This window comes from Acinetobacter sp. YH12255 (genome assembly GCF_013417355.1).
Classification (GTDB): domain Bacteria; phylum Pseudomonadota; class Gammaproteobacteria; order Pseudomonadales; family Moraxellaceae; genus Acinetobacter; species Acinetobacter pseudolwoffii.
Window position 1 is genome coordinate 154,691 of sequence record NZ_VPEC01000002.1, and the last position, 13,605, is coordinate 168,295.

A 13,605-nucleotide genomic window follows, 5' to 3' on the forward strand; every position below is an offset into this window, starting at 1 on the left:
GGATGTATATGAAGAATGCCCTCATCCTAACCTTCTCCCTGAGGGAGAAGGGACTTTTCAATATTAATTCCACTACCATTATTGAAATTTAGAATTCCTTTAAAACTTCTCTTAAAAATGTGAGATGTGAACTTCTATAAGGAGGGGAGATTTAAATTATAAAATTATAGATAAATGACCCCAAACCTCCCTGAAATCCAAATTACTCGAAAATTACGCGCAACACGCTTGAGACTGCGTGTAGAGCCGACGCAAATTAAATTAACTGTGCCGCAGTTTTGCACACAGCGCCAAGTTCAAGAATTTTTAAAACAATCAGAACAATGGCTGATGAAAACCTGGCAATCGCAGCAGGAAAAATTCCAAAAAATAGACCGAACGCTACCAACTGAGCTGCAGCTGTTTAATTTAAACGTACCAGTTCAGATTCATTATCAAAGCCAGAAACATAACTTTGTTTTCGATTCTGAGAAGTTACAGCTCTGTGTCAGTGATCGACATCCTGAAGAATATTTAAAAGCCTTTGTCATCAGCTATGCCAAAGAACAGCTTCCCCTATATTTAAATCTTGTCTCACAGCAATGCAATCTGCCTTTTAAAAAGTGCAATATTCGACAGCCCAAAACCCGCTGGGGCAGTTGTTCTGCTCAGCATGACATTATGCTGAATAGTGCTTTGGTGCTATTTCCCGAAGAAATTACCCGTTATGTCGCGGTACATGAACTGGCACATACCCAATATTTTGATCATAGTTCCCTTTTTTGGGCGGAAGTTCAGAAACATGATGCAAATTTTCAACAGCATCAGAAAATGCTAAAAAATACGCCGTTGCCATATTGGTGGGAAGCTTAAAATTGAACTGAATAGAGAATGAGAGGGAAATAAAGGCTTAAAATAGCCTAAGCAATATAGATATTACTTTTCCATCTCTCTTTAATTTTGAAATTGTGTTCAGTACTTATAAAAAACCAGTAATCCCCGCTGAAACAGTTTAGAAAACCTCAACTTCCTGTCATACTACGCAGTTACGAAATGGAAACTTTGATTTGAGGTAGTGATCGTGATTACTGTTGGTATTGTCGGTGGTACAGGTTATACAGGCGTTGAATTGTTGCGTCTTTTACTACGACACCCAAATGTACAGGTGAATGTACTAACATCACGTACCGAAAATGGTCGCCGTGTAGATGACATGTTCCCAAGTTTACGCGGATATACCGATCTTCAATATTCAGATTTAAATATCGATGAACTTAAAAAATGTGATGTCGTGTTTTTTGCAACGCCGCATGGTGTTGCCATGAAACATGCCGAAGCGCTTGTGGCTGCAAAGACCAAAGTCATTGACCTGGCTGCAGATTTCCGTTTACAAGATCTGCAACAGTTTGAAAAATGGTATGGCATGCAACATGCTTGTCCAGAACTGTTAAAAGACTCTGTTTACGGTTTATCTGAATTGAATCGTGAACAAATTAAACAGGCCAATGTAGTTGGAAACCCGGGTTGTTATCCAACCACGGTTCAGTTGGGTCTGGCGCCAGTATTAACATCAAGTGACGCATTAGTGAAACCTGAAAGCATTATTATTGATGCGAAATCAGGTGTGTCGGGTGCAGGTCGTAAAGCAAGCTTGGGCGGCATCTATACTGAAAATGCCGATAACTTTAAAGCCTATGGCGTAGCAGGTCACCGCCATCATCCTGAAATTGTCGAAGCTCTGGAAAATATCTCAGGTCAAAAAGATGTGTTTGATCACATTTTATTTGTTCCGCATTTGGTGCCAATGATCCGTGGTATGTTGTCGACCATCTACATCGATCTCACTGAAGCAGGACAAGCAGCAGATTTACAGGCATTGTATGAACAGTTCTATGCCAATGAAACTTTTGTCGATGTCATGCCAGCAGGCAGCTCACCAGAAACCCGTTCAGTGCGTGGTGCCAATCAGTTGCGTATAGCCTTGTACAAGCCGCAACCGACCAAGCTGGTAGTCCTGGTTGTACAGGATAACTTGGTGAAAGGTGCAGCAGGTCAGGCCGTACAAAACATGAACCTGATGTTCGGATTTGCCGAAGATGCTGGCTTAAATAATATTGGTTTATTACCATAAGAAACGTATTAGAACTTCACACACATTTAGATTTGGATTTAAATGTGTGTCTTGAATAAAGCAAACAAGAGATCAAAATGCCGAATAACGAGTCAAATACGACCATTCCTCAGGAACCAGCTGCAAAAAAATCTTTGATGAAAGGCAATACGCCCTTGGTCATTGGTGCGGCTGTATTGATCTTGAGCAGTGGTGTGCTCGGATATACCGTAGGACACCGTCAGGGTTTGACTGCGGCGGGTTATGATGCAGATGCAGAGCAACTGGTCGATGTGGTACAGACACAAAAAGCCAGTCTGGAAACATTAAATAAGAATCTGAATACTGCGGTTCAGGAGCGTGATCTGGCGGTGAGTAATGCCAATGATCTCTATCTGGCCATGACCAAGGCGCGTGATGAACAGGTGCAGGCTGAAAGTGTCGGAACCATTTATCGCGAGGTCTTACGTCAGCGTGGCGGTTTGGCTTTGGCCGTGCAAAACCTGTCGATTAAGCCTTTGCCTGAAAATGCCTTTGAATATCAGATTGATCTGGTTCAAGTTAGTCCGGGCAAAAGTCGTGCCTCCGGGAGTATTGAATTACGCTTGATTAAAGGGACTGAGATTCTGGTGGTGCCACTGGAAGACAAAAACTTTAATTTTGAAAATTATGAGCGTTTAACAGGTCGCTGGAGCATGCCAAAAGGCTTTAAGCCAGAATTTATTGAGATACGTCTCAGCGGTGCCAAACCGGTGATCCGTCGTTTTAGCTGGGAACAGGGCAAAGCAGTTGAAAATCAGTCTGCCGCCTTGTCAGAAATTCCGAAAACCGAAGCAAATGCAAATTAAGTGTGAAATATAAATCTTATGCCAAGCAATAAACGTCAAATGTGTTTAAGTGATATCAAAAATTCTTTTTATGAATCTGGAATTGTTGATTGGCATATCAGCCCGCGTTTAGCAAATGAACCTCTGGAAGGTGATGATTCTGACCTTGCTGTGCAGACTGCACCGCCAGAACTGAAACGTCCGCCCTTATATGCTGTCGTTTTAATGAACGACGACTATACCCCGATGGAATTTGTAATTGAAATTTTACAACAATACTTTGCAATGAATCTTGACCAAGCTACACAAGTAATGCTAACTGTACATTATGAAGGAAAGGGTGTAGCTGGGGTCTATCCTCGAGACATTGCGGAAACCAAAGCGAACCAAGTCAATAATTATGCTCGATCACAAGGTCATCCATTACTTTGCCAAATAGAGCCTAAAGATTAAGGGGGTTACATGCTCAGTCGTCAATTAGAAGTATCACTACGTTTGGCTGTCAGCATGGCTCGTCAAAAGAGACATGAGTTCCTGACCGTAGAACATTTATTATTAGCCTTGCTTGACAATGACTCTGCCGTAAATGCGCTTAAAGCATGTGGCGCAGACATTATCGTGTTGCGCAAGGAGTTAGAAGAATACGTAGAACAGCATACCCCTAAGCTTGGTGAAAATAGTGATCAGGCACCACACCCAACAGAAAGTTTTGACCGGATCTTGCAGCGCGCGATTTTTCACGTGCAATCTAGCGGTGGTGATCGGACTGTAGAAGGTGCTGATATTCTGGTTGCAATGTATTCTGAGCGTGACTCATTTGCCGTCTATCTATTGAAACGTCATCAAATTAATCGCCTTACGCTAACTCAGTACCTGTCTCATGGTACGCGTAAAGAAGAAGTACAGGGTGAAGAAGAAATTGAAGACCTCGATGGTGAGTCTGCATCTTCAGCCAGTTCAGGTCCGCTTGAACTGTATACGACTAATCTCAATATCGAAGCGCAAAAAGGCAAGACCGATCCACTGATTGGTCGTGAAAAAGAAATTGAACGTGCCGCTCAAATTCTGTGCCGCCGCCGTAAAAACAACCCACTTCTTGTCGGTGATCCGGGGGTCGGTAAAACCTCGATTGCAGAAGGTTTGGCATGGTTGATCGTTAATGGTAAAGCGCCAAAACCACTCGAAAATGCTGAAATTTTCAGTCTGGATATTGGAGCATTGGTTGCCGGAACAAAATACCGTGGTGACTTTGAAAAACGCCTGAAACAGCTTTTAAATGCGCTGAAAAAGAAACCTGAAGCTGTGCTGTTTATTGATGAAATTCACATGATTATTGGTGCAGGCTCCAGTATGGGCAGTACCATGGATGCATCGAATCTGATCAAGCCTGCATTGGCCAATGGCACTTTACGTTGCATTGGTTCAACCACTTTTCAGGAATACCGTCAGGTTTTTGAGAAAGATCATGCTTTGTCACGCCGTTTCCAGAAAATCGATGTGAATGAGCCATCTATTTCTGAAACCATTGATATCCTACGTGGCCTGAAATCGAAGTTTGAAGATTTCCATCATGTGCAATATGACGATCAGGCATTGGTATCTGCGGTTGAACTTTCTGCGAAGTTCATCAATGACCGTTTCTTGCCAGATAAAGCCATTGACGTGATTGATGAAGCAGGTGCGCAGCGCCGTTTAAAAGCTGAACAAGATGACAGTTTGATCACGGTAGAAAACATCGAAGATATCGTGTCGAAAATTGCGCGTATACCACCAAAAACGGTCTCTAAAGATGACAAGAGCGTACTGGAAAATCTTGAGCGCGATCTGAAACGGGTGGTCTTTGGTCAGGATGAAGCGATCGAAGCTTTAGCGTCGGCCATTAAACTGTCTCGTGCCGGTTTGAAATCTCCAGATAAACCTGTGGGCAGCTTTGTTTTTGCTGGCCCAACCGGTGTCGGTAAAACTGAAGTGACCAAGCAGCTGGCTAAGCAGATGGGCGTAGAGCTGGTTCGCTTTGATATGTCCGAGTACATGGAACGCCACGCAGTGTCGCGTTTAATCGGTGCACCTCCGGGCTATGTCGGTTTTGATCAGGGTGGTTTGTTGACTGATGCGATCCATAAAAATCCACATTGTGTGCTATTGCTTGATGAGATCGAAAAAGCGCATCCAGATGTCTTTAACCTGTTATTGCAGATTATGGATCATGGTTCCTTGACTGACAATAACGGACGTAAATCGGATTTCCGTAATGTTGTCCTAGTCCTCACCACCAATATTGGTGCTGAAAGTATTTCACGTATTAGCATTGGCTTTATGGAACAGGACAATAGCAACGATAACCAGGAAGCGATGAAGAAAGCCTTCTCTCCGGAATTCCGTAACCGTCTTGACGGCGTGATTCAGTTCAAGGCATTGCCAAGCAGTATCATTGAAAATGTCGTGGATAAATTCCTGACCGAACTTCAAGCGCAACTTGATGATAAGAAAGTCATGCTGGAAGTGGATCAGAGTGCGCGTGAATGGATGTCAGAGCAAGGCTATGACCGTTTAATGGGCGCACGCCCAATGCAGCGTCTGATTCAGGAACACCTGAAAAAACCATTGGCAGAAATGATCCTGTTTGGTGAACTGGCTGAAAATGGCGGTAATGTTGCAGTGTCGGTGAAGAAAGAAAATGGTAAAGCTGTTGGCTTAAAACTTGAAGTCTTTGAAGACCAGACTGCTGAACCTGCTTAATCAATATGAAAAAATAAAACCCGTGCAAGCACGGGTTTTTTCATGCACTCATATTTTAAATCATCACATTCATTCATACAGTTCAAAAGACAAATCATGGATATTCAAATTACCAAGCTGCTCACCACTTTTTGCCTGTTTCTGGTCACGGCATTGATGGAAATTTTAGGCTGTTATTTTCCCTACCTGATTTTAAATCAGGGGAGAAGTCACTGGTTGTGGATTCCGACAGCTCTGGCTTTGGCGGCTTTTGTCTGGCTACTCACCTTGCATCCGGCTGCTTCTGGACGGATTTATGCCGCTTATGGTGGCATCTATATTTTTTCGGCGCTAATGTGGTTGCGCTTCGTTGATCAAGTCACACTGTCACGTTGGGATTTGCTTGGCGGGATGGTGGTAATACTGGGGGCACTGATTATAATTCTACAGCCGCAAGGTTTGGTGCGTTAGCAGGATATAACAGCAAACCTCATCAAAAAGAGGTAGCTATAGCGACCTCTTTGTTTTCTTGATGTTTTAATCCTGAATAAAAGCCAATATCTTATTTCTTTAGACTATTTCAATTTGCAATCTTTCTGGGAAATATCAGTTTTATAGGTTTGTGTTTGCGAGCTCAGGCTGAGCTCGACCTTGTATGGGCTTTCAATCTGATAGCGATGCTCAAAGAAAATCTCGCAATTATTGAGCAGATTATTACGGATCATTTTCATCACTTCTTTGCGGCCCAGATCTTTTTCAAATTGGCTAAAATCCGGTGTGGTGATTAAACCTTTTAATGTGGTTTTATTGGCACTTAACTGTAATTGTTCAATAATTGTATTCTGGTCGATCTGTAAAGGTAAAGTTCTGGAATCTTCTGCACTGAGTACCGCGAGTAATTCATTCAGTTCAGCTTTTTTCTGAATTTTAAATTTGCTGTCAATAATATTTTTTTCCTGAAGATATTGATCAAATTCAGAAGCATGAACGGAGAAGGTCGCACTGCTAAAACCTGCCAATAGTGCCAAGGCCCAATATTTATTTTGCATTGTATAACATCACTTTTTATTCCATTTCAATCATGATTATAAGAGCTGAGACAAAAAAAGCACCAGAGATTGGTGCTTAATTTGTGAAGATTCAGCTTTTAATTTAGTCTTTTTTCAGATTTTCATTAATCAGGAATTCAACCAGAGCTTTTTGCGCGTGCAAGCGATTTTCAGCTTCATCCCAAACCACGGCATTTTTATGGTCAAGCAAGTTTTCTGAAATTTCTTCGCCGCGGTGCGCAGGTAAGCAGTGCATAAACAAACAATCCGGATGCGCAAGATCCATCAGGCGTTCATTCACTTGATAGTCTGCAAATGCTTTCTCACGGATTTTTTGTTCTTCTTCCTGGCCCATGCTTGCCCAAACGTCAGTCACGATCAGGTCAGCATTCACGGCTGCATCTTCAGCGGTATCGACCAGTTCAACACAATGCGCAAATTCAGACAGGAATTTTTCTTGTGGTTCATAACCTTTTGGCGCTGCAATTTTCAGATTAAAGCCCCACATGTGTGCTGCTTCAATATATGAATTACACATGTTGTTGCCATCACCGATCCAGGCAACAGTTTTACCTTCGATTGAGCCGCGTTGCTCTACATAGGTCTGCATGTCAGCAAGTAACTGGCAAGGATGGTGATCATCTGTTAAAGCATTAATCACAGGAACTTTTGAATAAGATGCAAAACGTTCCACGATATCATGACCGAAAGTACGGATCATCACGATATCTAGCATGCTTGAAATCACGCGTGCAGAATCTTCAATCGGTTCACCGCGGCCTAACTGGGTATCGCGAGAAGACAGGAAAATTGCGCTACCACCAAATTGGCTCATGCCAGCTTCAAACGAAACACGCGTACGGGTACTCGATTTCTCAAAAATCATGCCCATCACTTTACCAACAAATGGTTGGAACACTTCATTGTTATGCTGTTTGCGCTTAAGCTCAATTGCGCGTTGCAAAATCTGGTTAAGTTCTAAAGTTGATAAATCGCGTAAGGTGAGAAAGTGACGGAGAGCCATTCGTTACTCCACAATAATTGCCGAAAAACTCGATCAACAATCAGTTGTTGGTTAGTTTAAGAAAAAATACGGAATCGGCTAATATACTATAAGCAATGAAAAATGCAAAAAAACTAGACTTTTTGATGACCGTCTAAAAAGCGATCCACACAATAACTGATGTATTTGTCGATTTCCTGATCATCTTCTTGTATGGAAATTCCCATCAGGATGCGCCATTCCAGATTACGCAAAATACCAAAATATAGCTGAGCCGAATATTGCGGATTTTCACAATGCAATAAGCCTTGTGCATCTGCCTGTTCTAATGCAGTGGCAATCGCACTCTGGACATGTACAGGACCGTGTTCATGAATATGCTGAGCCAGTTCTGGATTACGCTGACTCTGTTCCAGAACCAGACGCATGAAGGCTGAGTTTTCAGGTTGCATGATCTGATGATAAAAATTCAGCAAGGTGTGAACCAGATAACTACGAAAACCCAGTGCCATCAGTTCGATCGGAATGCTGATATCTTCAAAAAACTTGATACGACGATAATCACAGATGGCCTTAAACAAGCCTTCTTTATTGCCAAAGTACTTATAAATGGAGGCTTTGGAGCCACCTGCATGCTGAACAATATCATCGAGAGACACAGCATCATAACCCCGTTCCAGAAACAGCTCGGTTGCACTGTTCAGCAGCGCAATACAGCGCTCATGACCACGTTTGGTCTGCGGCAGGTCTTTGGCGAGCGGTTCTAGGACGAGGTCTTGCATAGGAGATAATACATCAACATGTCAATAAAGATTGAAATGCCATCATAGCAAATATATGTACATATTTCATAATTGCACCGCATAAGCGCAGTATTTGCCGGATTAGGTAAAGTAAAACTTAAAAATTTGACTAAAGTTTTAGAGTATTTGTTCTATCAGATTGTGGAATGAGCAAGCCAAATGAGTATACTCGAGTTTCAATAATTATAGCCAAGACTGTGGAAAAGGAAGATGACAGAACAAATGTCTGCAGGTCTAAGATTTAGACAAGCACTTGAAGTCGAGAAACCATTGCAAATTATGGGTACGGTAAATGCCTATGCTGCCATGATGGCCAAACAAGTCGGTTATAAAGCCATTTATTTATCAGGTGCGGGTGTCGCGAATTATTCTTATGGTTTGCCTGACCTGGGCATGACCAGTCTGGATAATGTTCTGGAAGATGTACGCAGGATTACAGAGCGTGTTGATACACCTTTATTGGTCGATATCGATACCGGTTGGGGCGGCGCATTAAATATTGCCCGCACGATCAAACAGATGATTGCAGCTGGTGCAGCCGCAGTGCATATTGAAGATCAGGTGGCACAAAAGCGTTGTGGTCATCGTCCAAATAAAGAAATTGTGTCACAGCAGGAAATGGTCGATCGTATTAAAGCGGCGGTCGATGCGAAAACCGATGCAAACTTTGTGATCATGGCGCGTACCGATGCGCTACAAAAAGAAGGCCTGCAAGCGGTGATTGATCGTGCTTGTGCCTGTGTTGAAGCGGGTGCAGATGCAATTTTTGCCGAAGCGATGACCGATATCACCATGTATCGCACCGTATGCGATGCAGTTGGTGTGCCAGTCTTGGCAAATATTACCGAATTTGGTGATACACCGTATTATACGGTAAATGAGTTGGCAGAGCAGGGTATTGGCATGGTGCTGTATCCATTATCAGCGACACGTGCCATGCAAAAGGCAGCCCTTGAAGTGATGCGTTCGGTGCGTGAACACGGCACTCAGGTGAATGTGCTGGATATTATGCAGCAACGCAAAGAACTCTACGAATTTTTAGATTATCACAGCTTCGAAGACACATTAGATAAACTGTTTAAACAGGAGAATTAAAAAAATGGCTGAAGGAAAAGTACTCACCGGCGCAGGATTGCGTGGACAAGTGGCAGGGAAAACTTCACTCTCAACTGTAGGCAAAAGTGGCGCAGGTCTGACCTATCGCGGTTATGACGTACAGGATCTGGCTGAACATTGCCAGTTTGAAGAAGTGGCTTATCTGATTTTCTTTGGCGAACTGCCAACTTCAGAGCAGTTAGTTGCCTATAAAGCCAAATTAAAATCTTTGCGCACGCTACCTCAAGCCTTAAAAGAAGTGCTAGAGCGTATTCCTGCCGATTCTCATCCGATGGATGTGATGCGTACTGGCGTATCGATGCTGGGCAATCTTGAAACTGAACTGTCTTTTGAACAGCAACAGGATATTGCAGACCGTATTCTTGCCACTTTACCGGCAATTATCTGTTACTGGTATCGTTATAGTCATGACGGTGTACGTATTGAAGAAAATACTGATGATGATTCAATCGGTGCACAGTTCCTGCATTTATTACGTGGCGAAAAGCCAAATGAACTGCATGAACAGGTGATGAATGTTTCTCTGATTCTATATGCAGAGCATGAATTTAATGCTTCGACCTTTACGGCGCGTGTATGTGCATCGACTTTATCTGACATGCATTCTTGTATTACCGGTGCAATCGGTTCCTTGCGTGGCCCTCTACATGGCGGTGCTAACGAAGCTGCAATGGATATGATCGAAAACTGGACTTCGCCTGAAGAAGCTGAACGTGAAATGCTGGGCATGCTGGAACGTAAAGAAAAAATTATGGGCTTCGGTCATGCGATTTATAAAGACAATGATCCGCGTAATGGCATCATCAAAATCTGGTCTGAGCGTTTAGCCAAAGATGTCGGTGATACGGTACTGTATCCGGTCTCAGTGCGCTGCGAAGAAGTGATGTGGCGTGAGAAGAAATTATTCTGTAATGCCGATTTCTTCCATGCTTCGGCTTATCACTTTATGGGCATTCCAACCAAGCTGTTTACCCCGATTTTTGTCATGTCACGTGTCACAGGTTGGGCAGCACATGTGATGGAACAGCGTGCAGACAACCGTATTATCCGTCCAAGCGCGGATTATACTGGGCCTGAACTGCGTAAAGTAGTACCGATCGCCGAGCGTTCTACAGCGGCTTAATATTTATTAATATCTTGAATAAAAAATAAGGTCTCAATCGAGACCTTATTTTTTATCGACTTAACAGGACTGGATCTTCAATGCTATAGCCTGTTTCAAAAGGAATCCCCAAATACTTGACTGTCACCAGCGTTTTATTCTGTTTAGGAACTTTATAGGCCTGGCTAATTTTTAGACCTTGCTGATAACTGATCGCTTGATGAGTCGGACTTTTTTGTGAGCCAGATTTTACTTGATATTGATAAGTCCATTTTGGCACTTTTTCTTGTGGATCGTACCAGGCAGCTGCCGTCCCTGTTGTGGTTTTTAACATTTTAAGTTGTGGCTTTGAACTTTGAATCGGACTCAGCGGAACTAAACGCTTTTTGATTTTGGCAATGTCCTGATCAAACTTGCGACTGTCTTGGTCATAATCAATACGTTTGGTTTTTGGATTGATATATAAGGAGTTGACCTGAATCAACTGATTCGGTTTTGCGGATTTAAAATTATAATAATACAGCTGTGGTAAGCGCCCACGACCATCAAGGTAATGACGCATGACATAGAGCTTTTGCTCTTTGACTTCATAGCCTAGAATTTCAATATTTTGTGGGCCACCGACCGTAGCAAAAGCCAGACTGGGCAAGCCAAGAGGGAGCAGAAACAGCGCAGTTTTAATATTCATGGTTATTCTACCCGCAAAAAATAGATTAGCATTTGATCATGCTAATCTATCTTAAAATACAGTAGAAATAATGAAGCTTGTTGCGGCGTAATTATAAAACTAGATTAATGATTGAGTAGATTAATCATATCGTGTGCAACCACGGCAGACAGTTTATTCAGACGTTCGAGTGGAGTACCTTTCAAATAATACTGGAATTGATGCACTTGAGTACCATCATTAATTGCTACAAAAAAAGTCCCTTCCGGTTTCTCTGGTGTCGCACTACCACCGGGTTTAAGCAAACCTGTACAGGCAATAATCCAGTCTGCATCCCGGAACATCTTTTTACCCGCGTCTGCCAGGGCAACAGTAACTGGCATGGATTCGGCAGTGTAACTATTGATCAAAGCCTGGGGAATGTTTAATACCGAAGTTTTCACACCAACATCGTAGCAGACCAATCCACCGGCCAGAATTTCGGCGCCGTCAGCTTTACAGATGGAAAACTGGCTACATAGATATCCAGAGCTTGCACTTTCGATAAAGGCAATTTTTATATTTTTCTCTTCGAGTAAGTTGCAACAGGTCTTTATCATAGTCTCTATATTTTCTTTATGATCCGAGTGGTTTTAGCTTAATTTAGACAGATTTTTTCTGTCGTTCAACTCCCAGTATATTTATATTTTTATGAAAGTTAAAATTTTTCATGGATTAGTACAATTTGATACTGATTTGATCACAAAACCTGAGTGGTTAAAGCTTAGACTATTTTTTCAAATAGAGGTTTCTTCTCAAGCTGAACAGTGGTAAAAATAAAAATAAAGTGCTTAGTGAAAGTAGGGCGTTAGAATGAAAACCACAGTAAAATATGTAGTCTTAAAAAGTCTTGACTACCAATTGGGTACACCATTATTTCAGGAAGAAATTGATGCTGATGGTCAATATTTTGATCAGATTCCAAGCACGATTTCTTATCAGAATTTACAGTTCAAAGTAAAAAGCAAAGAGCTTAAACGTTTACATCTGGCTGAAGAGCAGGAAGATACCCAAACGATTATTGTTAAAGTTGTGAATATCTAAGATAAACCTTAAAGTGAATAAGCCTCTTTTTTTAAGAGGCTTATTATTTGGCTAACATTAAGTTAATAAAAGCTTTTTAAAAATAAAAAATTACCAAAATTAATATCAGTCTGATTGATAAATATCTTTTATTAAAATCAAGATAAATTGGAAACAACTTAGTCGTTATACGTGATTCAATGTTGCTTATCGTATGTTGGTTTATTAAAAAACTGTTTAGAACATTACCTTTTGCATGTTTTATTCCATTTTGAAGAATATTAATGCTTAGACTGAGTTATTGAATTTAAGCATAAATATCATAAGCATAGGTTTTTAATATATTTTACTTGATAATATATTGTTATTTTTTAAAATATTTTAAAGGTCTTTTTTATATATTTTACTCAGGTTAAGTTATTCCTTTTATTGAATAATAAAAATTTCGAAACATATTATCTTTCATCATGTGTCTATTTTATTGGATAAAGTAATTTATGTTGCTTATTAATCTTGATTTCAACTACTTGGCTTACCATTTTTTACATTGAATTAATCCGTAACAGGTGGCGAATTCAAACATGAGGTGCGACAGTTTCAAAAGCCTTATGATAATCAACAAGCTGAGCAAATTTCTCTAATGGTGTAAGCCAATCTAACGCTTTTCTAGGGCGAGTATTCAGTGACATGGCAACTTGATTTAAATAATGCTGATCTGCCTGGTTTAAATCAATCCCTTTAGGTAAATATTGCCTAATTAAACCATTCATATTTTCGCATGTGCCTTTCTGCCATGGCGAATGTGGGTCACAGAAATATACATCTATGCCTAAATCTTCTTCGAGGATTTTATGTGGCTTTGTTGCATAAAGGTTTGAAAGGCTGAGTTCCCTTAAGCTACTCAAATTTAAGAGACAACTTGGGTATGAGGGCGACCTAATTCTGTGAATTTATTCAAGACTGCCATGCGTGCATGGATCTCATTCACCTGACTTGGAAAACTCCGCGCTGTTAATTTATCGCCTAATAATTTGATGCAATGCATCTTGGTTTCAACCAAACTTCGACGGTGATAACCAGACCACTTTTTCCAAAGCGATCTGCCTAGCCGTTTGACTGTCTTTAATAATTCGTTCCGCTCTATAGACCTCGCTTGCTGATCCTTCCAA

Annotated in this window: 14 protein-coding genes and 2 pseudogenes; 9 read left to right on the top strand and 7 right to left on the bottom strand. The window is 41.4% G+C overall.

What is annotated here, in order from left to right:
* Nucleotides 1-174 precede the first annotated feature (174 nt).
* The 6 genes from FTV30_RS01790 (at nucleotide 175) to FTV30_RS01815 (ending at nucleotide 6,105) form a co-directional block, all read left to right on the top strand.
* Nucleotides 175-852, top strand: a complete 678-nt coding sequence (locus FTV30_RS01790; RefSeq protein ID WP_180000907.1) for a M48 family metallopeptidase — start codon at nucleotides 175-177, stop codon at nucleotides 850-852.
* Between the two features lie 202 nt (nucleotides 853-1,054).
* Nucleotides 1,055-2,110: an N-acetyl-gamma-glutamyl-phosphate reductase gene (argC, locus tag FTV30_RS01795; RefSeq protein ID WP_180000908.1), complete on the top strand. Its 1,056-nt coding sequence runs from the start codon at nucleotides 1,055-1,057 to the stop codon at nucleotides 2,108-2,110.
* 77 nt (nucleotides 2,111-2,187) lie between these two features.
* Nucleotides 2,188-2,937 (top strand): DUF6776 family protein, encoded by a 750-nt coding sequence (locus FTV30_RS01800; RefSeq protein WP_074382830.1) that lies wholly within the window; start codon nucleotides 2,188-2,190, stop codon nucleotides 2,935-2,937.
* Between the two features lie 18 nt (nucleotides 2,938-2,955).
* The gene (clpS, locus tag FTV30_RS01805) at nucleotides 2,956-3,369 is read left to right on the top strand and encodes an ATP-dependent Clp protease adapter ClpS (RefSeq protein ID WP_005171093.1); all 414 of its coding nucleotides are present in this window, start codon (nucleotides 2,956-2,958) and stop codon (nucleotides 3,367-3,369) included.
* 9 nt (nucleotides 3,370-3,378) lie between these two features.
* A complete protein-coding gene (gene clpA / locus FTV30_RS01810) occupies nucleotides 3,379-5,655 on the top strand; it encodes an ATP-dependent Clp protease ATP-binding subunit ClpA (RefSeq protein WP_005171089.1) in 2,277 nt (758 codons plus the stop codon).
* A gap of 96 nt (nucleotides 5,656-5,751) precedes the next feature.
* The gene (locus FTV30_RS01815) at nucleotides 5,752-6,105 is read left to right on the top strand and encodes a YnfA family protein (protein WP_005096798.1); all 354 of its coding nucleotides are present in this window, start codon (nucleotides 5,752-5,754) and stop codon (nucleotides 6,103-6,105) included.
* 104 nt (nucleotides 6,106-6,209) lie between these two features.
* Here FTV30_RS01815 and FTV30_RS01820 read toward each other — a convergent pair whose 3' ends face one another.
* The 3 genes from FTV30_RS01820 to FTV30_RS01830 all read right to left on the bottom strand — a co-directional run bounded on the left by FTV30_RS01820 (nucleotide 6,210) and on the right by FTV30_RS01830 (nucleotide 8,468).
* Nucleotides 6,210-6,683, bottom strand: a complete 474-nt coding sequence (locus FTV30_RS01820; RefSeq protein WP_180000909.1) for a hypothetical protein — start codon at nucleotides 6,681-6,683, stop codon at nucleotides 6,210-6,212.
* A 103-nt stretch (nucleotides 6,684-6,786) separates the two neighbouring features.
* On the bottom strand, nucleotides 6,787-7,707 hold the full coding sequence (gene argF, locus FTV30_RS01825; RefSeq protein ID WP_005171086.1) for an ornithine carbamoyltransferase: 921 nt from the start codon (nucleotides 7,705-7,707) through the stop codon (nucleotides 6,787-6,789).
* Between the two features lie 113 nt (nucleotides 7,708-7,820).
* Nucleotides 7,821-8,468 (bottom strand): TetR/AcrR family transcriptional regulator, encoded by a 648-nt coding sequence (locus FTV30_RS01830; protein ID WP_180000910.1) that lies wholly within the window; start codon nucleotides 8,466-8,468, stop codon nucleotides 7,821-7,823.
* A gap of 231 nt (nucleotides 8,469-8,699) precedes the next feature.
* On the opposite strand from FTV30_RS01830, the gene prpB reads away from it, so the two are divergent.
* Complete coding sequence (prpB, locus tag FTV30_RS01835) at nucleotides 8,700-9,584, top strand: methylisocitrate lyase (protein ID WP_100328672.1); 885 nt, start codon at nucleotides 8,700-8,702, stop codon at nucleotides 9,582-9,584.
* 4 nt (nucleotides 9,585-9,588) lie between these two features.
* On the top strand, nucleotides 9,589-10,728 hold the full coding sequence (gene prpC / locus FTV30_RS01840; protein WP_005096804.1) for a 2-methylcitrate synthase: 1,140 nt from the start codon (nucleotides 9,589-9,591) through the stop codon (nucleotides 10,726-10,728).
* Nucleotides 10,729-10,780: 52 nt separating this feature from the next.
* Here the strand turns inward: prpC and FTV30_RS01845 are convergent, their stop codons facing one another.
* Both FTV30_RS01845 and FTV30_RS01850 read right to left on the bottom strand, forming a co-directional pair.
* A complete protein-coding gene (locus tag FTV30_RS01845) occupies nucleotides 10,781-11,401 on the bottom strand; it encodes an aminotransferase (RefSeq protein ID WP_205668327.1) in 621 nt (206 codons plus the stop codon).
* A gap of 98 nt (nucleotides 11,402-11,499) precedes the next feature.
* A complete protein-coding gene (locus tag FTV30_RS01850) occupies nucleotides 11,500-11,973 on the bottom strand; it encodes a CinA family protein (RefSeq protein WP_100328670.1) in 474 nt (157 codons plus the stop codon).
* A 253-nt stretch (nucleotides 11,974-12,226) separates the two neighbouring features.
* Between FTV30_RS01850 and FTV30_RS01855 the strand changes: the two genes are divergently transcribed.
* Nucleotides 12,227-12,457, top strand: a complete 231-nt coding sequence (locus tag FTV30_RS01855) for a hypothetical protein (RefSeq protein WP_004280185.1) — start codon at nucleotides 12,227-12,229, stop codon at nucleotides 12,455-12,457.
* A gap of 554 nt (nucleotides 12,458-13,011) precedes the next feature.
* Here FTV30_RS01855 and FTV30_RS01860 read toward each other — a convergent pair.
* Both FTV30_RS01860 and FTV30_RS01865 read right to left on the bottom strand, forming a co-directional pair.
* Nucleotides 13,012-13,290: pseudogene (locus tag FTV30_RS01860) on the bottom strand (IS30 family transposase); the annotation flags it as partial.
* 53 nt (nucleotides 13,291-13,343) lie between these two features.
* A pseudogene (locus FTV30_RS01865) lies at nucleotides 13,344-13,605 on the bottom strand (IS5/IS1182 family transposase); the annotation flags it as partial.

Excerpts from the sequence above, each read along its gene's own strand:
- FTV30_RS01790 (WP_180000907.1), top strand. The coding sequence starts at position 175 with ATGACCCCAAACCTCCCTGAAATCCAAATTACTCGAAAATTACGCGCA.
- FTV30_RS01800 (WP_074382830.1), top strand. The coding sequence starts at position 2,188 with ATGCCGAATAACGAGTCAAATACGACCATTCCTCAGGAACCAGCTGCA.
- clpS (WP_005171093.1), top strand. The coding sequence starts at position 2,956 with ATGCCAAGCAATAAACGTCAAATGTGTTTAAGTGATATCAAAAATTCT.
- clpA (WP_005171089.1), top strand. The coding sequence starts at position 3,379 with ATGCTCAGTCGTCAATTAGAAGTATCACTACGTTTGGCTGTCAGCATG.
- FTV30_RS01815 (WP_005096798.1), top strand. The coding sequence starts at position 5,752 with ATGGATATTCAAATTACCAAGCTGCTCACCACTTTTTGCCTGTTTCTG.
- FTV30_RS01820 (WP_180000909.1), bottom strand. The coding sequence starts at position 6,683 with ATGCAAAATAAATATTGGGCCTTGGCACTATTGGCAGGTTTTAGCAGT.
- argF (WP_005171086.1), bottom strand. The coding sequence starts at position 7,707 with ATGGCTCTCCGTCACTTTCTCACCTTACGCGATTTATCAACTTTAGAA.
- FTV30_RS01830 (WP_180000910.1), bottom strand. The coding sequence starts at position 8,468 with ATGCAAGACCTCGTCCTAGAACCGCTCGCCAAAGACCTGCCGCAGACC.
- prpB (WP_100328672.1), top strand. The coding sequence starts at position 8,700 with ATGACAGAACAAATGTCTGCAGGTCTAAGATTTAGACAAGCACTTGAA.
- prpC (WP_005096804.1), top strand. The coding sequence starts at position 9,589 with ATGGCTGAAGGAAAAGTACTCACCGGCGCAGGATTGCGTGGACAAGTG.
- FTV30_RS01850 (WP_100328670.1), bottom strand. The coding sequence starts at position 11,973 with ATGATAAAGACCTGTTGCAACTTACTCGAAGAGAAAAATATAAAAATT.
- FTV30_RS01855 (WP_004280185.1), top strand. The coding sequence starts at position 12,227 with ATGAAAACCACAGTAAAATATGTAGTCTTAAAAAGTCTTGACTACCAA.